The sequence below is a fragment of the Roseibium sp. Sym1 genome, from assembly GCF_027359675.1.
Taxonomy (GTDB): Bacteria; Pseudomonadota; Alphaproteobacteria; order Rhizobiales; family Stappiaceae; genus Roseibium.
In genome coordinates this window covers 1,898,858-1,919,323 of sequence record NZ_CP114786.1, presented here as the reverse complement: position 1 = coordinate 1,919,323, position 20,466 = coordinate 1,898,858, and the positions used below count along the sequence as shown (strand labels likewise).

Annotated in this window: 18 protein-coding genes and 1 pseudogene; 10 read left to right on the top strand and 9 right to left on the bottom strand. The window is 57.1% G+C overall.

Going from position 1 to position 20,466, the window contains the following annotated elements:
* The first annotated feature begins 7 nt into the window (after nt 1-7).
* From dctP to O6760_RS08735, 4 genes are all read left to right on the top strand, one after another.
* Nucleotides 8-985 (top strand): TRAP transporter substrate-binding protein DctP, encoded by a 978-nt coding sequence (dctP, locus tag O6760_RS08750; RefSeq protein ID WP_152505188.1) that lies wholly within the window; start codon nt 8-10, stop codon nt 983-985.
* A 63-nt stretch (nt 986-1,048) separates the two neighbouring features.
* Complete coding sequence (locus O6760_RS08745) at nt 1,049-1,573, top strand: TRAP transporter small permease (RefSeq protein ID WP_173013794.1); 525 nt, start codon at nt 1,049-1,051, stop codon at nt 1,571-1,573.
* Nucleotides 1,570-2,880, top strand: a complete 1,311-nt coding sequence (locus O6760_RS08740; protein WP_152505186.1) for a TRAP transporter large permease — start codon at nt 1,570-1,572, stop codon at nt 2,878-2,880. Before O6760_RS08745 ends, O6760_RS08740 begins: the two co-directional genes overlap by 4 nt.
* A 123-nt stretch (nt 2,881-3,003) precedes the next feature.
* The gene (locus O6760_RS08735) at nt 3,004-4,494 is read left to right on the top strand and encodes an aldehyde dehydrogenase (protein ID WP_152505185.1); all 1,491 of its coding nucleotides are present in this window, start codon (nt 3,004-3,006) and stop codon (nt 4,492-4,494) included.
* A gap of 192 nt (nt 4,495-4,686) precedes the next feature.
* Here O6760_RS08735 and O6760_RS08730 read toward each other — a convergent pair whose 3' ends face one another.
* The 7 genes from O6760_RS08730 to O6760_RS08700 all read right to left on the bottom strand — a co-directional run bounded on the left by O6760_RS08730 (nt 4,687) and on the right by O6760_RS08700 (nt 13,921).
* Nucleotides 4,687-5,667, bottom strand: coding sequence for a 3-hydroxyacyl-CoA dehydrogenase family protein (locus O6760_RS08730; RefSeq protein ID WP_152505184.1), 981 nt, complete (start codon nt 5,665-5,667; stop codon nt 4,687-4,689).
* The gene (locus O6760_RS08725) at nt 5,667-7,169 is read right to left on the bottom strand and encodes a sugar ABC transporter ATP-binding protein (RefSeq protein ID WP_152505183.1); all 1,503 of its coding nucleotides are present in this window, start codon (nt 7,167-7,169) and stop codon (nt 5,667-5,669) included. Before O6760_RS08725 ends, O6760_RS08730 begins: the two co-directional genes overlap by 1 nt.
* Before the next feature lie 10 nt (nt 7,170-7,179).
* A complete protein-coding gene (locus O6760_RS08720) occupies nt 7,180-8,259 on the bottom strand; it encodes a strictosidine synthase (protein ID WP_152505182.1) in 1,080 nt (359 codons plus the stop codon).
* Nucleotides 8,252-10,381, bottom strand: coding sequence for an ABC transporter permease (locus O6760_RS08715; RefSeq protein WP_152505181.1), 2,130 nt, complete (start codon nt 10,379-10,381; stop codon nt 8,252-8,254). Before O6760_RS08715 ends, O6760_RS08720 begins: the two co-directional genes overlap by 8 nt.
* A gap of 68 nt (nt 10,382-10,449) precedes the next feature.
* Nucleotides 10,450-11,475, bottom strand: coding sequence for a sugar ABC transporter substrate-binding protein (locus O6760_RS08710; RefSeq protein ID WP_152505180.1), 1,026 nt, complete (start codon nt 11,473-11,475; stop codon nt 10,450-10,452).
* A 60-nt stretch (nt 11,476-11,535) separates the two neighbouring features.
* Complete coding sequence (locus O6760_RS08705; protein ID WP_269585038.1) at nt 11,536-12,522, bottom strand: ABC transporter permease; 987 nt, start codon at nt 12,520-12,522, stop codon at nt 11,536-11,538.
* A gap of 709 nt (nt 12,523-13,231) precedes the next feature.
* Nucleotides 13,232-13,921 carry an HAD family hydrolase gene (locus O6760_RS08700; RefSeq protein WP_269586235.1) on the bottom strand — a complete coding sequence of 230 codons (690 nt, stop codon included), beginning with the start codon at nt 13,919-13,921 and terminating at the stop codon, nt 13,232-13,234.
* 776 nt (nt 13,922-14,697) lie between these two features.
* On the opposite strand from O6760_RS08700, the gene O6760_RS08695 reads away from it, so the two are divergent.
* Nucleotides 14,698-14,838 carry a hypothetical protein gene (locus O6760_RS08695; RefSeq protein ID WP_173013793.1) on the top strand — a complete coding sequence of 47 codons (141 nt, stop codon included), beginning with the start codon at nt 14,698-14,700 and terminating at the stop codon, nt 14,836-14,838.
* Nucleotides 14,839-14,875: 37 nt separating this feature from the next.
* On the opposite strand, the gene O6760_RS08690 is transcribed toward O6760_RS08695, so the two are convergent.
* Entirely contained in the window at nt 14,876-15,676 is an 801-nt protein-coding gene (locus O6760_RS08690; protein ID WP_442969866.1) for an IclR family transcriptional regulator domain-containing protein, read from the bottom strand.
* Between the two features lie 65 nt (nt 15,677-15,741).
* Between O6760_RS08690 and O6760_RS08685 the strand changes: the two genes are divergently transcribed.
* The 5 genes and pseudogenes from O6760_RS08685 (at nt 15,742) to O6760_RS08665 (ending at nt 20,250) form a co-directional block, all read left to right on the top strand.
* Nucleotides 15,742-16,461, top strand: coding sequence for a 3-oxoacid CoA-transferase subunit A (locus tag O6760_RS08685; protein WP_152505177.1), 720 nt, complete (start codon nt 15,742-15,744; stop codon nt 16,459-16,461).
* Nucleotides 16,461-17,138, top strand: coding sequence for a CoA transferase subunit B (locus O6760_RS08680; protein ID WP_152505176.1), 678 nt, complete (start codon nt 16,461-16,463; stop codon nt 17,136-17,138). Before O6760_RS08685 ends, O6760_RS08680 begins: the two co-directional genes overlap by 1 nt.
* 10 nt (nt 17,139-17,148) lie before the next feature.
* Nucleotides 17,149-18,357: a 3-oxoadipyl-CoA thiolase gene (gene pcaF / locus O6760_RS08675; RefSeq protein WP_152505175.1), complete on the top strand. Its 1,209-nt coding sequence runs from the start codon at nt 17,149-17,151 to the stop codon at nt 18,355-18,357.
* 430 nt (nt 18,358-18,787) lie between these two features.
* Nucleotides 18,788-19,192 (top strand): annotated as a pseudogene (locus tag O6760_RS08670) (IS3 family transposase); the annotation flags it as partial.
* Nucleotides 19,193-19,371: 179 nt separating this feature from the next.
* Nucleotides 19,372-20,250, top strand: coding sequence for a LysR family transcriptional regulator (locus O6760_RS08665; protein WP_269586234.1), 879 nt, complete (start codon nt 19,372-19,374; stop codon nt 20,248-20,250).
* Here O6760_RS08665 and O6760_RS08660 read toward each other — a convergent pair.
* Nucleotides 20,201-20,464, bottom strand: a complete 264-nt coding sequence (locus O6760_RS08660) for a DUF2274 domain-containing protein (protein WP_152505174.1) — start codon at nt 20,462-20,464, stop codon at nt 20,201-20,203. The genes O6760_RS08665 and O6760_RS08660 overlap by 50 nt on opposite strands.
* Between the last annotated feature and the right edge of the window lie 2 nt (nt 20,465-20,466).

Below are 20,466 nucleotides of genomic sequence, written 5' to 3'. Positions count from 1 at the left end.
AACGCAGATGAAAAACATAATATACGGCCTTGTCGCGTCAATTGTACTGCCACATGTCGCGACGAACCATGCGATGGCGGCCGATTTGAAAATCCTTTCAAGCTGGGATCAGAGCTATGCCGCCGTCGGTGAGGTTTTGATGCCATTTATGGAGTATCTCGAAAACGAGACCACCGAAAATCTGAACTTATCCAGGTTTGGTCCCGAAACGGTACCGCCTTTCGAACAGTTCAATCCGGTCGCGCAAGGCGTATTCAATATGCTCTATACAAATGGAGGATATCACTACAACGATATTGCCGTTGGTATGTCTTTAGACGCATTAAGCGGTTCCAGCGAAGAACTTCATGACTCCGGCATTTGGGATTTCGCCGACCAAGAATACCAGAAAGTCGGACTGAAACTGATCGCCGTGTTCTATGATCGCAACGGCTTCCACATGCTCCTGAAAGAGCCTCTGGGTGAAGACGCACTGAATGGCCGTCGCATCCGGGGAACTCCACTTTATCATCCCGTGATCGAGAAACTCGGCGGCTCTCCGGTTGTTCTGCCTGGGCCGGAAATCTACCCCGCACTCGAACGTGGGGTAGTCGATGGTGCCGCATGGCCGACCGTCGGCGCGGTGAACTATCGCTGGTTCGAGGTTGCCGATTACTTCGTGCGGCCGACCTTTGGCCAAGTCAGCCATATGCTTTTGATGAATCTCGATACATGGAACAGCCTCGATGAAACAACCAAAGCTGAGATCGAGGCTGCGGCACTGGCTTATGAGAAAGAAAGCTCGACAATTTTCGATGGTCTTGCGACGACCGAAATGGAGATGCTGATCGCCGAAGGAATGGAAGCCACCGATTTCCAGCCCGAATTTGCGGCCACGCTCAAAAGCGCCTGGTTCAACGGCGTGACGGAGTTGGCGAGTACCGTCAACCCCGAAGCGATTGCCGAAATTCGGACCATGGCAAACAAAGCCAATATCTCAGACTGACCGCAGATGCAGATGGTTGCCCCTCTGGGGCAACCATCTTTCACGCTAACAACGGAGTCAGGGATGAGGGCTTTGTTCCACCGTTCGTTCAGGACGCTTTTGCGCCTTCACGACGTTACTATCAGTATCGGCTACCAACTCGGATCTATGGCACTCGCTGTTATCGTTGCGATTTTTGCCTATGAAGTCGTGATGCGATATTTCCTGGGCGCACCGACAAAATGGGCAAGCGATTCAGTCTCTTTTCTTCTGCTGATTTCCGTTTTTCTTGTCATTCCCCATGTCACCCGAATCCATGGGAACGTTTCGGTTTCTATATTTCTTGACGTGCTCGACGAACGCAAAGCCAGGATATTGCGAAGGTTCGGTTTTCTCGTCGGTGCCGGGGTTTGTCTTTGGACAGCGTATATTTTCTTTGGTGAAACCCAACGATTGTACATGCGGGGGACCGTCACGCTCACAACAATCCAGTTTCCAAAATGGATCTTATTCTCATTTGTTTTCCTGGGCATGTTGAATACCGGCCTGAGTTTTCTGCGCATGGCGTTCGGGCAAAGCTTTCAAGGCTCAAAGGGGCAGTTCCAATGATCGAGGGAATTCCAGCTGTTCTGGTTGGCGTGGGACTGCTATTGCTGGCGATGGGCAGCGGCATGCCGGTCTTCGTGGCTTTTCTCGTTGTCAATCTCGGGGCTTCGATGCTGCTGTTGGGACCGGCAGGTTTCGGCATGTTCTCGGGTAGTTTCTTCGAAACGGCGACCAGTTCCTCCCTGGTGACGATCCCGTTATTCATTCTTATGGGCGAGTTGCTTTTCAGGAGCAGAGCCGTCGAGGTTCTTTTCCAGTCGATCGATACGCTGGTTGGGCGCGTCCGCGGCCGGCAGTTTATTTTGTCCATAGTGCTCGCCACAGTCTTCAGCACATTGTCAGGGGCCGCCATGGGCGTTGCGGCAATGCTCGGTCGTTCTTTGTTGCCGGGCATGGTTTCCAGGGGGTATGACGCGCGTCTTTCTATCGGCACGATCCTCGCGGGAGCCAGCCTCGCGCCGCTGATACCGCCCAGTGTGCTGGTCATCATAATCGGCACCCTGGCCGGTGTGTCCATCGCAGGTCTCCTTATTGCCGGGATTATTCCGGGGCTGGTTTTCTCTTTGCTATTTGCGGCCTACGTGTTCATCAGAATTTGGCGCAATCCGGCACTCGCCCCTGTGGATGAGGATGCTAAAAGCCGACCCAGTCTCCTTGAGGCGGCGACGGCGCTTATAAAACTTCTGCCGTTCACAATTATTATCGCACTGGTGATGGGGCTGATCCTGATGGGCGTCGCCACACCGACCGAAGCGGGAGCAATGGGGGTGTTGGGCTCGCTGATGACCGCTGCCATTTACCGGAACCTCAGCATTCGAATGGTCGTGGAGGCGGTAGGAGAGTCAGCCAAGATCTCGGCCATGATCCTCATCATCATGGCAAGTTCCAAGCTGTTCAGCCAACTGCTTGCATTTTCGGGAGGGGCTTCGGCCCTGACGCAGTGGATCGTCGAATTGCAGGTATCGTCATGGTTCATGCTCTTCATGCTGATGCTCCTGCCATTTATACTGTGCATGTTTATCGACCAGATCGCGCTGATGCTTATCGTGATCCCGATCTACCTGCCGATCATCGACAGGTTCGAATATGATCCGATCTGGTTCTGGCTCCTGTTTTTGGTGAACATCACCGTCGGCGGCATAACCCCGCCATTCGGTTACACCCTTTTCGCCCTAAAGAGCGCCTGGAACGAAGGATCCCTGTCATCGGTGTTTGCTGCGGCCTGGCCTTTTGTCGGGTTGTTCGTGATTGGCATGGTGATTCTTGCGTTGGTTCCAGGGTTGACGACTTTTTTGCCATCAATGCTCTGATCCGATCCGGAACGAATGCCGAGATTTAAACCACGGCATGACAACCGGTTGAGATGACGGTGAAATCGTCACGCCCGGTTTGAGCTTTCTTGCGAAACATGACGGGTATGCCGGGAGACAGAAATGAAAGATGAACTCAAGAAATATCGAATGTTTATTGGTAACAGCTGGCGTGACAGCGCGTCAAAGGAAACCTTTCTGAGCTATAATCCGTATTCCGGAGAACCGTGGGCGGAAATTCCGCGTTGTGACGAACGCGATGTCAACGATGCCATCGAAGCTGCGCATTGTGCACTTTACGCCGGGGTCTGGGGTAAGATGTCTCCGACCGAGCGCGGAGCATTGATGAGAAAACTCGCCGGTCTTGTTGAACGCGACGCCGATCATCTTTCAGCGGTGGAAGTTCGCGACAACGGAAAGCTTTTGGCAGAGGTAGGTGGTCAGATCCGCTATATTCCCCAGTGGCTGTATTTTTATGGCGGGCTGGCCGACAAGATCAACGGGGCGGTGGTTCCGATCGATAAGCCGGATATGTTTGCATACACGCTTCGCGAGCCGGTGGGCGTCGTTGCGGCAATCGTACCGTGGAATTCGCCGCTCATGCTGATGATGTGGAAGCTGGCTCCGGCTTTGGCCGCAGGCTGCACGCTAGTGATCAAACCATCAGAGCACACGTCGGCTTCAGCGCTTGAATTCGCCGCCCTGGTTAAAGAGGCGGGATTCCCGGAGGGGGTGATCAATATCATTACGGGGTTTGGGCAGGATGTCGGAGATCCGTTGACCTCGCATCCGAAAATTTCAAAGGTCGCGTTCACGGGTGGCGAACTGGCAGGCCAGAAGATAATGCAGAATGCCGCTCCGACCTTCAAAAGATTAACGTTGGAACTGGGCGGAAAATCAGCGCAGATTGTCTTTCCCGATACGGATCTGGAGGCGGCTGTCGCGGGTGGAATCGCGGGAATTTTCGCGGCCACGGGACAAACCTGCATCGCGGGTTCTCGCCTGCTCGTACATGAAAGCATCTATGACGATTATCTGGAAAGATTTGTAGGGCTCGCAAAAAAAACGAGGATGGGTGATCCAATGGACCTGACAACCCAAGTCGGTCCGGTGACGACAAGGCCACAATACGAACGGATTCTCTCTTATATCGATATTGCCAAATCCGAAGGTGCGAGATGCGCCTTGGGCGGTGCTCCAGCCGAGCGTCCGGAATGCGGGAACGGTTGGTTCGTCGAGCCGACGGTTTTCGCCGATGTGGACAACAAGATGCGTATTGCACAGGAGGAAGTATTTGGTCCTGTGGTGTCGGTCATCCCATTCAAGAATGACGACGAAGCTTATCAATTGGCAAATGACACCGCCTATGGTCTGGCAGCCGGCGTTTGGACAAGCAGTATTAAACGCGCGACCGTTGCGCCCAAACGTCTGCAGGCGGGAACTGTTTGGGTAAATACATATCGTGCCGCCAGTTTCCTCATGCCGTTTGGCGGCTTAAAAACGTCGGGTCTTGGCCGCGAGAACGGGATTGAGGCCATCGATCCCTATCTTGAAACCAAATCGGTTTGGCTTTCCTATAGTACTGAGATTAGCAATCCATTCGTCATGCGCTAGGTCTCGGTCAGGAATTAATCATTTGATGTTGGCAGGCAGCCCTTCGGCAACGTTGCGCCGCTTGCCCGATACACCACCCCGACAAGCGCAATCCGCCTCGTCGGCGGACAAAAGGAGATCCGGTCAAATGGTGCAGAGTTATCTGCACCATGATCTGCGTCTCCAGCTCATGGGAGGAGCAGGAAACATGCGCTACTCTACCTTGAGGCGGTCGACGGCGTTGGCTTCGCGCAGCCAGTCGAAAAGTGCCGTAAGCTGCCGGTCGCGTTCCATGATGGTCTCGCTCCGATCACCCTCGAATGCATACCAACCCTGCCCCGTCATGAGGCCGAGATCGCCCCGCTCCACCAAGTCCCGAAGCGCCTTTCGCCCCTTGTAGTTTTCGTCACCCGTCTGCTCGTAAAGAGAATCCGTCACCGCCAGGGCGGTTTTCTTCGAAACGATCAGATCCTCCGTCAATAGCGGTCCCCAAAGGGCAAGCCGGGGCCCGAGGCTCAGGCGCACGGCAGCGTCGATATCATCGCGGCTGGCAAGACCCTCGTCGACTAGCCGGTAGACTTCGGTCAGCATCGCGAACTGGATCTTGTTAATCAGAAAGCCGGGCCGTTCGGGACAGGCCACCCCCACATGATCGATGGAATGGATAAACGCGCGCGCCCAGTCGATCAGCTCGGGCGGAGTGAAGCTGCTGTGGATGATCTCAATCACCGGGATGATGTGGCCCGGCGTGATATAGTGAATTCCGAGAACACGCTCACGACTGGAGACACCTTCGGCGATGTCGGAAATGAGAAACGAGGAGGTGTTCGAGGCCAGGACAACATCCGGCGGACACAGCCGATCCAGTTCCTCGAAGACAGCCTGCTTCGTCTCAAGCACCTCCTGCACCGCCTCATGCACCATGAAGGCGCCGGCAACCGCATCCTTCAGGGACGACACGGTGGCGACGCGGTTCACCATCGCCTCGACTTCGGTGCTGTCATCGGAAAAGCTTGCAGCGATGGGCCGCGCACGTTCGGCATAACTTTCGAGCATGGCTGCCTGACTGTCGCAGATGACCACGTCATAGCCGTGGCGCGCATAAAGCGTTGCGATCACGCACCCCATGAAACCCGCACCGACAACGCAGACGCGACCACCCGAAGGCGGCGCAGAAGCAATCCTCCCGGCCATCAGTGCACCGCCGCATACATGATGCGTTCCTCTGTGGCATCTTCGGGTGTGAATTCTTCGACGATACGCCCGGCCCGGCAAACGAGGATGCGGTCGGATATATTCATGATTTCAGGTAGGTAAGACGAGATTACCACGACGGCGATTCCTTCTTCTGCCAGCGTATTGATCAGATGGTGGATTTCCGAGATCGCCCCCACGTCGACGCCGCGCGTCGGCTCATCGAAGAAGATCACCTTCGGCTTCTGAACCAGCGACCGCGCGATCACGACCTTCTGCTGATTACCCCCAGACAGCTCGATGACGCGCGCATTGGAATTGATGGCCCTGATGTTGAGTTTCCGCGTCCATTCGGCGGCCATCTCCTTGATCTCGGAATAGTTGAGGAAGAGGCTCGAACTGACATTGGCAGCCTGTGCAGCACGATGAATGTTGTCGGCGATCGACATGCTTTCATAGAACCCCTCGACCTTTCGATCTTCGGTCACATAGACGATTCCATCCTGTACGGCCGGGCGCGGGGTCCGGTAGCGAATGGGCTTGTTCTCGAGCCTGACCTCGCCGCCATGAAAGAAGTCGCGCTTGTAGATGCCGGAGATCACCTTGGCGGCTTCGGTGCGCCCGGAGCCGATCAGGCCGAATATGCCGGTCACCTGGCCGCCATAGATCGAAAACGACGTGTTCTTGACGACCCGCGACATGGAGAGGTTCTGCACCGACAGGATTTTCCGGCCCGGCCGGCGGATCTTGTCTTCCCCGTGGCTGTGATAAAGATCGTCCGACAAGGTGCGGCCCACCATGGCCTGAACGATCTTTTCCCGGTCGAACTTGTCGACGGTATCGCTCACCACCAGTTCACCATCCCTGAGAACGGTGATCCGATCGGCGATGCTCAGCGCCTCCTCGAGGGCGTGACTGATAAAGATCACCGCGACACCCCGCTGCCTGAGGTCCTTGACCAGCGCAAAGAAATGCCGCTTTTCCTCGGGCGTGAGCGTGGCCGTGGGCTCGTCGAAAATGATCACCCGGGCGTTCTGCCGCACCGCCCTTGCGATCTCCACCATCTGCTTCTGGGCGGCGCCGAGCGTCCCGACATCGGCCCAGGGGTTCACCTGGAAGTTCAGCGATTGCATGAACTGCTGGGCGCTGATGTAGATGCCGCGAAGACGGTTGAAGAGTTTCTCCTCGCCCAGGAAGAGGTTCTGGGCGACCGTCATGCTGGGAACGAGGCTGGTTTCCTGAAACACCATGGCCACACCATGCGACAAGGCTTCGCCGGGCGTCATAAAGGTAACCGGCCGGCCGTCGAGCAGCATCATGCCCTCGGTCAGTTGGGTGACCCCCGCCATCATCTTCGTCAATGTGGACTTGCCCGCCCCGTTCTCGCCCAAGAGGGCGTGAACCTCACCGGGCATGAGCGTGAAATCGACGTTTCGGACCGCTGCAACCCCGCGATACTCCTTGGTCACGGACCGCATTTCGATCAGTTTGGATGTCTCCATGATCCTCTCCCTATATCTTCGCTCGCACGACGATATCGCCACCCCTGCACGTCATCAGCAGGCCATCGCCGGTGGGGAGGCAACTGGTGACGCCGTGACGCACTCCGTCCGCTCGGGAGTGCAGGCTCTCGACGGGATGCCCGTTGCCATCCAGACGCACCGCAATCCCCAGCGATCGCGATGGCGCCCAGGGCTTGAGTTCCCCGAGCTGCTTGAGGCTGCCGCCCTGCATGGGCTCGAGATAGGACTGCGGGTGATGCAGGGAGGGCGCGATCCAGTATTCAGGGTCGATCGTATCCACCATGCGACGACGGTATTCGTCTTCGCGCAGGACGAATTCGATAAGTTGCGTGCGCGGAGCAAAGATTGAAAGCCAAAAGTCTCCGCCCTCGCGCTCGTGTGCCATGCGTGCCGGATACCCCGGCAGTTCATCGACAACGACCCCGATTTTCCCATCCGGCGAGATCCGCAGCAGGCGATGACGCCAGCTTTCCGAAACGACGATATTGCCGTTTTCGGTCACGTGGACGCCATATGGGAAAGCGAGTTCTTGCGCCATACAGGCCGCTGCGCCACTGCCAAGGTCGATTTTCCAGACAGACCCGCTGGCGCTGTGTGTCATCAGATCGACCTTCCAGTCGCTCATTCCGTGATCCTGGCTGCCCAGACAGACGAACAGGGTATTGTCATCGGCAAAGGCAAGGGCGGAAGGGGACACGATGGGCAGATCTCCCAGTTTGGTGAACTCGCGTCCGTCATGCGCTCCGCCCCGGATGACGAGACGCCCCTCGTCAAGCCCCAGGGCCAGCATGCCCGACGGATGAGCCGCCAGACACACGATGTCGCTTGACGCCGTCCAGAGAGTATCGATGGTTTTCGATGGGCTCAGGCCCAGCAACCGGGCGCCGGACGACAGCAGGATGCCATCCGTTCCTAACGCGATATTGTCCGGAGCCGTCACGGCGGCCATTTCCTCGGCTTCATCGATGCGGGTGTTGGGACGCAATGCCCCGTCCATCGGTGGCAGGGTGATGGCGGCGCTGCCGCTGCCGCGGAAGCGGTCGAACATACGGGCAAAGAGGTTACTCACCGGACTTGCCTCCCCAGTAATGGCTGATGCCTGTCCATTCCATGTCGGCTCCGGGAATGTCGTAGACACCGATCCGGTCGTTGAAGAGCCCTCCCAGGAACAGACGTCCCTTGTGCTCCCGGATCGACGTGATCGAAGGATGCTTGATGCCGTCGCGATCCCAGAGCACGTCGAGCACCTGACCGGTCAGATCGAATTTGAAGACGCATCCTGAATTCATGTTCGGATACATCCATTCGTCGCTTGCCACGCGGTAGACCATGCGCCGGCGGAGCTGCGGCATTCGCTGGGCGAGGTCGAAGGTGGGCGATCTCATGCCGATGATGGCGCACCAGAAGGTGCCGTCGGAGGCCTTGTTGATATTGTCGGGGTAACCTGGAAGATCCGGTATCACGACTTCTCTTTGTCCCTTGCGGGGGCCGTCGAACCAGTATCGGCTGATCCGACAGCCCCAGGTCTCCGCGAAGAGGAAGGATTCGCCGTCACCCGCCATCGTGATTCCGTTTGGAAACTGCAGCTTGGGCAAAATAGTGCGCGATGACCCGTCACGCGGGTCGTAGCAAATGATGCGGCCATTGCCCCGCGATTCCAGTGCGTCGAGCACCCAGTCGTGAATCTCGTAGCGGATCGTGGCTTCCGAAAAGAAGATCCGGCCGTCCGGCGCGATGTCGAGATCGTCGGCGAGCCGCATGCGCGAGTCGTCGATGATCGAAAACATGGACCGGTTCGTCTCGTCCGAGAGCTTTACGGGCTTGCGATCCTTCGTAACCTTGTAGAGCCCCATCCCGCCGACACAGACGACAAGTTCCCGGTCCCGGTTGAACGCCATTCCCAACGGATGGCCGCCGATATGTACGTAGACCTCATGTCGTTGGTAGTCGGGCGCAAAGAACCGGATGATGTCGCCATGCCGGCTGCCGCAGTAAAGATTGTCGTCCTCGTCGAGGATGATGTCCTCGGGCCCGTCGAGCTCCCCCTTGCCGATCGGTTGCGCAGAGGCGAGCTTGTTGTTGACCTCATAGGGCGAACCGGACCCTTCGGCGGTGGGCGGGCACGGCGGCAGGGCAAAATAGGTGGGTGAGACATAAGCGCGATTGAGGATCTTGAGGCGGTTCTTCATCCACTTCACGTCTATGGCCACGGCCACGAGCAGAATGAGACCCAACACGAGGTCGCCGGCGCCGGTGCGCAAGCCCATGCGCACCAAGGCATTGGTGACCATGACCACTATGACGGTTCCGATAATCGCCTTCGCGACCGACCCGCGCCCGCCGCCCAGACTGTTACCTCCGAGGACCGCGGCAGTCAGGATAACAATCTCCAGCCCGACGCCGACGGAGCCGCCTATGCTGCCGAGTCGCGAGGCATAGAACAAGGCGGCTGCCGCTGTGAAGACCCCCGACAGGATGTAGGTCTGGGCCACGATCCACTTGACCGGCAGGCCGATATTGTAGGCGGAACGGCGCGACCCGCCGACAGCGCTCAGATGCCAGCCGAACCGCATGCGAGTCATCAATATATGGGTCAGGATCGCCACAATGACGGCAACGAACAGCGAGAGCGGCATTCCCAGGATCCGGGCTGAGCCCAGATAGTCCCACATTGGCACCGGCGTTTCCGAGTAAGAGGCATCGACACCGTAGTTCAGGGACAGCAGCTCCACTATGGCGCGTACGAGGATGAGCGTGACCAAGGTGGTCAGAAACGCGCGAAGCCCGAGGAATCCGACGAGGACTCCGTTCAACGCCCCGACGAGACCGCCAAGTGCCAGAACGGCCGGGATGACGACGATCAGCGGCATTCCCAGGGCATTGACCAGATAAAGCGCGCAGAAATTGCACAGGGCGAAGACCGATCCGACGCTGAGATCGATGCCGCCGGCTTTCAGAACCAGCGTCATACCGATGGCGACGAACAGATATTCCGCCAGGAGTTCGCCCATCGTGCCGAGGCTTCCTATCGCCAGGAAGTTCGGGATGATGAAGGAAAAGACGGCGACGGCGATGGCAAGGAACATGAACGGGATCGCATTGTCGATCCAGTTCTTCGACAGGATCTCGCCCATGACGTGGTCGGGAAACAAGCGATATCGCCAGCGCAAATAGGCTTCGCGCGCACTCATACGTATACTCCGGGGGTTTTGGCTTCGGACGATCGTCGCCAGATAGGTCGATCGCCCGTGCCTGGAGATCAGTTGCCGAGTTTGATCTGGTCAACGGTCCAGCAGGACGTCGGAGCTACCGTATCCGGTGTCAGGATCTGGTTCTCTGTATAGACGGCAAAGGGCTGCGTGCCGGGTTCCGGCTGCGTCTGCAACAACATCTGGATCGCGGAGGCAAGCACCTTGGCCTGATCGCGCGTATCGACCTTCACATACGACGAGAACGCCCCGCTTTCGACATTGGTGCAGCCGAGATCCTTGTTTCCGCCGCCAGTCGAGACAAGTTTGATTTGGTCCTGCTTGCCGGATTCCCGGATGGCCGCGGCAATTCCCACGTCCATGTTGTCCCACAGCCCGATAAAGCCGCACAAATCGTCGTGCTGCTTGATGATCGTGGAGGCGATGGAATGCGCTTTCGAGGCATCCCAATCCGCGGCCTGAGTGGCCACAAGTGTCGCATCCGGGTAATCCACCAAGGTATCTTCGACCCCGGCAACGCCGAGCTGGTTGGGCGGTGCGGTCACCGGGCCCTGAATCAGGGCAATTTTTCCGGATGTTCCAGAACCACAAAGACGGGCCGCTTCTTTCGCGGTTTCCACGCCCACGCCATACCAGTCTCCTCCGACGAAAGCATCCGAGTTGACCGGTGTCTTCATGTTCATCTGGATGACGTTGATGCCGGCGTCCATTGCGCGTCGGATAAGCTTGACGTAGGCCTGCATGTCTGCGTTCTGAATTATTATTATGTCCGGCTTCTCGTTGATAAGTTGCGAGATAGCCTGTGCGCCTGCATCGACGCTATAGTTGGCATCCCTGATCGTCAGCTCGTAGCCAAGCCTATCGGCATCCCGCTGCACTGCGGCCATCCAGCCTTGTGTCAGGTCCCATCCCATCGTGACCGGAACGAAAGCGACGGTCTTGCCCTCAAACGCCTTCTGGTACTTCAGGATCAGGCCGTCATCCGGGCGCTCCGCCGAGGCCGGCGCGACCTGACCTAGGACACCCAGCATTACGGCTGCGACCGCACCTATCCTCTTGAACATAGAAAGTTTCATGTCTTCCTCCCTAGAAATGTGGTTCTTTTTCCGGATCGCCCGTCTGGACCACCCGGAATTCTAGATGTCGCCTTGCTGCGATGTCTGTTCGTCGCGGGGGTTGAGCAGCGAGTCCACGATGATGGCCAGCAGCAAGATCAGACTCTTGATGATATTTTGAGCCGAATAATCCACGTTCATGATCGTCAGACCGTTCAACAGCAGTCCGATGAGAACCGTGCCCGAAATGACATTCCGGATACTGCCCTTGCCGCCCGCCAGACCGATCCCTCCGATCACCACGACCAGGATGATGTCGTAGATCATCGTCGAGCTGGCCAGCTTGGTGTTTACCGATGACACGGTCATCGCCATGATCAGGCCCGCGCAGAAAGCGACGAGGGATGCGAAGCTGTACATCAGGACCGTCATGGGCCGGATAGACATTCCGCTGTTGCGCGAAGCGAGCGGATTGTCACCGATCGCGTAGACGAAGGCGCCATAACGCGTCAGGCGCAAGGCCACGAACGCGAGACAGGAGATGATGAGGAACAGCAGAACCGGCATGGGAACCGCCGCGAGCGCACCGGTTCCGAGAGACGCAAACCAGCCCACATCGCCGCTGATGAAGATGTTCTCGCTCGACACAAGGGCAAAGCGTCCCAGCCCGGAAATCACGGTCGCCATCGCAAGCGTGGCGAAGATGGCCGGAATCTCGACATAGGCGATCAGGAATCCGTTGACCGCGCCGAAGGCCACCGCCAGCAGCAGACCCAAAAGAAGGGCCGTCTCCACCTGCATTCCTCCGGAGAAAAGCGTGAAGCTCCAGCCAGTCGAGAACACCATCACCGCGACCATCGTAAGGTCGATGCCGCGACCGATCACGACGACCGCCATTCCGATCGCCAGAATTCCCAGGATCGAGACGCTCTGCAAAAGAGAGAGCAAGTTCGATATCCGGAAAAACCCATCGAGAAAAATCGAAAACAGGACGAACAGAACCGCCGAGATGGCCATAACCATCTGTTCCTGATTCAGCGACAGAACGGCATTCCGGTCAAACTTCAATGTATTTTCCTCCCCATGACCCAAGCCGAATTCCCCGGGGTTGGTCCCAGCGATCCGACACAGGCCCGCCGCCTGGTGCGTGTTCCATTATGCACTGAAGGCAGCCTCACGCTGGCGAAGCGATCTGCGTTTGTCCAATATTGAGAAACGAGAAATATATAACCTTATCCTTATGAAAAGAGCAGGCGGCCGGTGTGTAGGCCGGTATTAAATTATGTCCGGACCCCCGGATTTCCTGGGTTTGCACGGAGATTTTAGGGATTTTCCGGAAATTGGAGCATCGGACGAAAACTCCACTCGATGGTGGGTCGATGCCAACCCGTTCGCGGGAAACAGCCAGAATCATAACTGAAAAGCGTAATTACGACACCGGGACTTTGTTGAATGAATTATCCGACAGGTACCTTCGCCTAAGAAGTCTGACAGGGCACAAGCTTGACATCTCCCGGTTTCGTTCAGACACGAAGCGTAGTGGAATTCGGCCATCCGGAGCCAGTGGCACGCGCCGTGCGCACCGGGCTTGGAGGCAAGCGGATTGAGGAGGATGCCGACCCTTCAGATGAAGATGGCGATATCTCTTTTTGCTTTTCCACTGATGTCGAATTTTCTCAACCGCAAGACGATCTCACAAGCAGGACATTAATACTTTATCAAAAAAAGGCTTACTGGCGACAAAGAAATAAAATTATGAACAAATCTAATTTATTACTTAGGCGATCCCTAATTCGGACGGCAACAGTGCCATGTCGCCAAATTGCCGTGCACCGAAAAGATCTGGGGTCGACTTCGTTTCTTTCGGCACATAAGCGAGACACGACATGCCCGCTCTTGCGGCGGCTTCAAAACCACTGGAGCTGTCTTCTACAACCAGGCAATGCTCAGGCAGGATACGATTTGCTTGCGCAGCGTGGAGAAACACGTCCGGGGCAGGCTTGCTTGCTCCAACTTCATGCGCCGAGAACATATTGCCTTCAAACCAAGGAAGCATACCCGTTGTCTCCAACGTTGCGCACATCTTTTCCATCAATCCATTTGAAGCAACGCAAAATTTTACTTCATGATTCTTTAGTACTTTCAGCGCCTTTTTTGCACCTTTAATTGGCTTTATTTCGCTCTTCAACGAAGCTATCAATTCCTTCGAGAACGGAACCAACCAATTTTCGGGCACTTTCAAGCCTTGTTCCGATAAATACCTTTCGACATCATGCCTGCTTTTTCCTATGAACCTGTCGCAACATTCGGAAAAGGATATGTCAGCGCCGCGTGAAAGCAGAAATCTATGAAGATGCCGATTGGAGATCGTTTCGGAATCCACAAGCACACCATCGCAATCAAATATAATAAGCTGCGGAATGCGATCTGGATGCTGCACCGCAATATGTCTCTTACCTGGAATCATAGCCACATAGAGCCTTTCAAAGATATTAGCGTCGTCAACGATCAGAGAACTAACTAAATCTATAGTGCCCCTGAGCACGCACTCAGCAACCGGCTCCAGCGCCGAACCATCAACTTAACTGGAATCTGAAGCAGTTGTGACGACGTTCACAGTGTAAGCCGTAAGGACGCCACCATAAGCGTTTCCTTCTGGAATTACGGGACGTGGTATGGTTAGCCTAACTTGCTGCACCAAATTTAAAAAAATCTCTCCATCTATTCTTCGCTCTCTGGAATGAGATGTTTTTAGCAATAAGCTACGATCAACTGGGAGGTGAGAGGGAAGTTTGTGCATTACGCTTAAGATAGAATTGAATTAACGGAAGCACTCAACTAGAGACGCGATGAATAGGTTCTTACCTGACCAGTGCTCCAATCCCCAAGTAGGAACCACAGGATCATGGAGTTCTCCATCTAGTATCACGGTTCCGGGCTGGAGATGACTGGGATAATACAGCGCATTCGGAACATTGATTCTGATCGCAAAGCGAGGCTGATCCTCATAGTAATGTCTACGCCAAACCTCCAAATTTTCGCGGGAGTCCGCAAGGGTCAGAACCAATACAAGTCCAGGAACTCTGTTCGAACCATCCATTTACCGCCTATATGCAGGCATTATCCATCGGTTTCTCAGGTCTAGAGAAGTCCAGTGCGATCCCCTTGGTAGGATCAAAAATCCAGCTTCAGTGGGTTGAACTCCGAGCTCTGATCAACACTCATGCGCTAATCGGAGCCAATATGGATATTACCAGCGGTGGCTTTCCTGAAAGTAGCAAGCAGCAGATCATCGCCGAACTGCTGTGCATAACGGGCATCCGCATCAACGCTGCTGTCGAACTCGCTGGCCGGCCCGCCCCGAACTCTCGCCGGAAAGCGTAATGCTCAAACAGGAACCGGACGACAAGGACTGAAAGACCTAGTGCAGCACCCGCCGCACGCCCGACTGCACCTTGAGGAGCGCCGGCAGGTAGATGGCGACGAGGTCGTCCAGGCTCGCCTGCGCGGCGGCCATGCCCGTGTTGAGCGCCGCCACCACCCGGTCGCGGCTATCGTAGACCGGCACGGCGAGCGACCTGAGGCCGATCTCCACTTCCTGATCGATGACGGCAAAGCCTTGCGTGCGCGTTTCACCGATACGGTTCATGATCTCGTCCGGATCGGTCAGGCTCAGCGCCGTGCGCGGGGTCAGGTCCGAGCGCTCCACGAGTGCCCGGGCCTCTTCTTCCGGCAGCGCCGCCAGCAGCACGCGGCCCATCGACGTGCAATGCGCGGGCAGCCGTGAGCCGGGCGTCAGTCCGATGGACATCACCCGTTTCTGCGCGGCCCGCGCCAGATAGACGATTTCCGTGCCGTCGAGGATCGATACCGAGCAGGACTGGCAGATCTGCTCGGTAAGCTGGTCGAGCCACGGCTGCACCACCTGCGGCAGCGGCAGCGAGGCGAGCGCCCCGAGACCCAGCCGGAGCGCGCGTGGCGTCAACGTGAAGAACTTGCCGTCGTAGTCCGCATACCCCTCGTGATGAAGGGTGAGCAGGCAGCGGCGCGCGGTCGCCCGGTCCAGCCCCGTGGCGTCGGCGACATCGGATATCGACAGACGGGGGGTGTCGGCCCCGAAACACTCGATCACCCTCAGTCCCTTGGCGAGCGAAGCGATGTGATCCGTCGGTTTGTTCAACATGCGCACAAAATTCAGTTCTATTTGAACAAATGTCAACATGCGAACAAATTGACTGGCCGAACCGAAGCAGCGGGCCTAGACAATCCTCAACCGAGGAGGTTTCCATGGATAAGACAATAACGTCCCTTACGGCTGCGGTCGCGGACATAAAGGACGGTTCCCGACTGATGATCGGCGGCTTCGGCGGCTCCGGCGCGCCGATCGAGTTGATCCACGCCCTGATCGACCGTTTCCGCGAAACCGGCAGCCCCAGGGACCTGACGGTGATCAATAACAATGCGGGCAACGGCGGCATCGGCATCGCCGCGATGATCAAGGCCGGCATGGTCCGCAAGATGATCTGCTCCTTCCCGCGCTCGTCGAATGCGGAAGCCTTCAACGAAAAATATCTGGCCGGTGAAATCGAGCTGGAGCTCGTTCCCCAAGGCACACTCGCGGAACGCATCCGCGCAGCCGGTGCCGGCATCCCCGCCTTCTACACGCCGAGCTCCTTCGGCACCGAGCTGGCGGAAGGCAAGCCCACGGAAGAATTCGACGGCAAGATGTATGTGCGCGAACGCTGGCTGAAAGCCGACTTTGCGATCATCAAGGCGCAGGTCGGCGACACGCTCGGCAACCTCACCTACCGGTGTGCGGGCCGCAACTTCAGCCCTTTGATGGCCATGGCCGCGGACCGCACCATCGTCCAGGTCAGCCATCTGGTCGCACCCGGCGGCATCGACCCCGAAACCGTCGTCACGCCCGGCATCTTCGTCGACGGACTGGTCGCAGTTCCGGAACCTGAACAGGAAGAAGTGCTCGTCCGCGCGGGAGTGGTTTACTGATGGCCTATACGAAACTCACCAACGCCCAGATCGCCTGGCGCGCCGCCCAGGACATCGAGGACGGCGCCTATGTCAACCTCGGCATCGGCTTTCCCGAAATGATCGCCAAGTTCCAGCCCGAAGGCCGGGACGTGATCTATCACACCGAAAACGGCGTGCTCGGGTTCGGCGGAGCTCCGAAAGAGGGCGAAGAGGACTGGGACCTGATCAATGCCGGCAAGAAGGCGATCACGCTGAAACCGGGTGCCTCCTTCTTTCACCATGCCGACAGCTTCTCCATGGTGCGCGGCGGCCATCTCGACCTTGCGGTCCTCGGCGCTTACCAGGTGGCCCAGAACGGCGATCTGGCGAACTGGCGTGTCGGCTCGAAGGGCGTGCCCGCCGTCGGCGGCGCGATGGACCTCGTCCACGGCGCCAAGCGGGTCGCGGTCGTCACCGACCACGTCACCAAGGACGGCAAGCCGAAGCTGGTCGAAACCTGCACCTTCCCGCTCACCGGCGTCGGCTGCGTCACCCGCGTCTACACCTCCCTTGCCGTGGTCGACATCGTCGACGGTCATTTCGTCCTGCGCGAAAAGCTTCCCGGAATGACACTGGAGGAATTGCAGGACGTGACCGGAGCACCGCTGCATCTCGAGGGCGACCCCGCCGACCTGACCGTACCCGCTCTGGACTGAGGAAAGACCTGTGCAAGACGTATTTATCTGCGACTACATCCGCACACCCATCGGCCGCTTCGGCGGTGCCCTCGCCCCGGTGCGCACCGACGACCTCGGCGCGATCCCCCTCAAGGCGCTCGCGGCCCGCAACCCGGGCCTGGATCTCGCGGCGATCGACGAGGTGATCTTCGGCTGTGCCAACCAGGCGGGCGAAGACAACCGCAACGTGGCGCGCATGTCTCTTCTGCTCGCCGGCTACCCGGAAACGGTGCCGGGCACCACGATGAACCGCCTGTGCGGCTCGGGCATGGATGCCGTCATCACCGCCGCCCGTGCGATCAAGGCCGGCGAGGCCGAACTGATCGTCGCCGGAGGCGTCGAGAGCATGTCGCGCGCGCCGTTTGTCATGCCCAAGGCCGAAAGTGCCTTTTCCCGCACCAGCGAAATCCACGACACCACCATCGGCTGGCGCTTCGTCAACCCGCTGATGAAAGCCCAATACGGCGTCGACAGCATGCCGGAAACCGGCGAAAACGTCGCCGAGGATTTCAACGTTTCCCGGACCGATCAGGACGCCTTCGCCTTTCGCTCCCAGCAGAAAGCCAAGGCCGCGATGGACAATGGCAGGCTCGCCCGCGAAATCACGCCCGTCTCGATCCCGAGGCGCAAGGGCGACCCCGTCATCATCGATATCGACGAGCACCCGCGCCCGGAAACGACGCTCGAAGGTTTCGCCAAGCTGCGCGCACCCTTCCGGGACGGCGGCTCGGTTACGGCCGGCAATGCCTCCGGCGTCAATGACGGCGCGGCGGCCCTGATCGTGGCCTCCGGCGAAGCGGCAGCAAAATACGGCCTCAAGCCGATTGTCCAGGTGCTCGGCGGCGCGACCGCCGGCGTGGCGCCCCGGATCATGGGCTTCGGTCCGGCGATCGCCTCCAAAAAGCTCATGGCGCGGCTCGGCCTGGCGCAGGCGGACTTCGACGTGATCGAACTGAACGAGGCTTTCGCTTCCCAAGGGCTTGCCACCTTGCGCGATCTCGGCATCGCCGACGACGATCCGCGGGTGAACCCCAATGGCGGCGCCATCGCCCTCGGCCACCCGCTCGGCATGTCCGGCGCCCGGATCACCGGCACGGCGGCTCTGGAACTGTCGGAGAAAAACGGCCGTTATGCCCTCTCGACCATGTGCATCGGAGTTGGCCAAGGAATTGCAATTGCACTGGGAGCTTGCAACTAGTTTCGTGAACCTGAGCTGCACGTCTTTCAAAACACGAACCAAGACTAGATGATGGATTTATTAAAATTGATCCAAGGTCGATCTGATATCATATTGAAAGGTGCAGGTATATTTTTGACCTTTTCCACTACATCTATCATTTCTGGAGGCATATGGAGAAAGTTTATTTACGTCGGCGATGGGGCACATGAGGTATGTTTTGGAAAAGCACCCAAGACTATACTCAGCTCTCGAATTGCATCGGCATCATGTGCCGGTCCGCCAAAACAATTGAGCCTGAGAGGAGGTCACATGAAAGGGACATCAACATGGCTTTTTGAGCATCATAGACCTACTCGGAAGAGAACGTAGTCGATGAGTTGCGTTCGGGTGGTAGGTTTCCGTTTGCCGAACTTACGCGGTGAACCGGCTTGACCCAACGAACAAACGTTACAGATCCCGTCGGCCCGGTCAGGCCGCTTTGGAACAGCGGATCAGAGAGATTTGTCAGAGGCATATCCGGTTCGGATAGCAATGCTTGGATGTATTGCTGTGCCGAGAGTGCTGGATGATCAGTCAGAAGAAAACCCGTCAGATCTACAACGAGTTGGGCCTCCAATGAGGAACAAGTTTCTGGAGCGCCGGATGAAAGCAACGCTTCAGGAAGATCGCCAATCGGCCGTCGGGCCGAATGACGTTGGGCTATGGACTTCATGCATGACCAGCACGCAACTGATCGAAAATCCGCGTTTTGACCGTGTTCGATACGTTCTCTCGCTATGTGCCGGGGCTTGATCCACGGCCAAGTGATCGGGGAGAGGATGTTGCGAGAACCCTGAGCAGGGTGTGTTCTCGATTTCACGCAGTCGCCGACTCTAATCTTCCAAATCCCCGATTGAGCTAACGATGTTCCAGAGCATTCACAATTAACAGGAGCGACATGGAAAACTGGGCAAGAAATTGAAGTCGGTTGATTCTTTGAAACACAAAAGACGCCTCGCAGGGCCGATAGAAATAAGACACCTGCGCCACGCTGTGGCGGTCGAAAGTCATGGAAGTTTCAGAAAAGCCGCACTCGCGCTCAGAGTGAAGCAATCGACACTCAGTCGGACCATTTCTCAGATGGAAGCTCGTCTGGGTCTGATCCTTTTCGAACGAACGAGTGGCGGTGCGCGCTTAACAGAGGCGGGTGCCGAGATCGTGAAGACTTCCCGCTATCTCATCCAGTCATTGGACCAAATGACACTAAACGCCCAGGAGCTAAGCCGAGGCAATACGGGACAGTTTCGTCTTGGATTTTATACGTCCCTCTCGATGGGCAAATTACGCGCAAGGCTCACAGAATTTGCAACAAGGTTCCCCAATATGGAGATCCTCACGATTGAAGCTTCGCGCTCGCGTCTTTTGTCTGATCTTGCTGGCGGTTTCCTGGATATAGCCATAGTCACTGGCGATCCTTCTCCTGGAGAAGTTGGCGCAAAGTCTCTTTGGACAGAACGTATTATGGTCCTCATGCCCAGCACGCATCCGCTAGCTCAAAACAAAGTCCTCCATTGGACCGACCTGAAAGACGAAACTTTCCTTATTAGCGATCATGATCCAGGTCCTGAATTGCGAGATGTCCTTGTTTCCAAGCTTGCGCTGCTCGGCGGACAACCAAAGTTGGTTGCCCACAATGTCAGCCAGGAAAATATCAAAGGTCTGGTCTCAGCCGGTTTCGGCATAAGCCTCATTCTCGAAGCAAGCCTGGGGTCCAGTTTTCCCGGCGTTTCGTTTCTCGAAGTCCGTGACGGGACTGGCGCAAACCGCATCAGCTTTTCCGCGCGTTGGCGTAGCGACAACAACAATCCGGCTTTGAGCAACTTCATTGCTCTCCTGGAAGAACGCTATCCCTCACCTGCCGGCCGTGACTAAGAATCCGACGCGCCTTCGCAAACCCACGATCCGTCGCAATAAACCGTTCCAGCATCGGAACGATCAGCCTAGAAGGATCCTCGACGGTCTGCCCGCTCTGCCGACCGAGAATCTCGGCATAGTCCACCAGATCCCGATGCAGCTTCGCCGGCAGTTCCACACTCACCTTGACCGGCTTGTCGTCCGGTAACGGCCCCAGCTTCAGTCTCACCATGG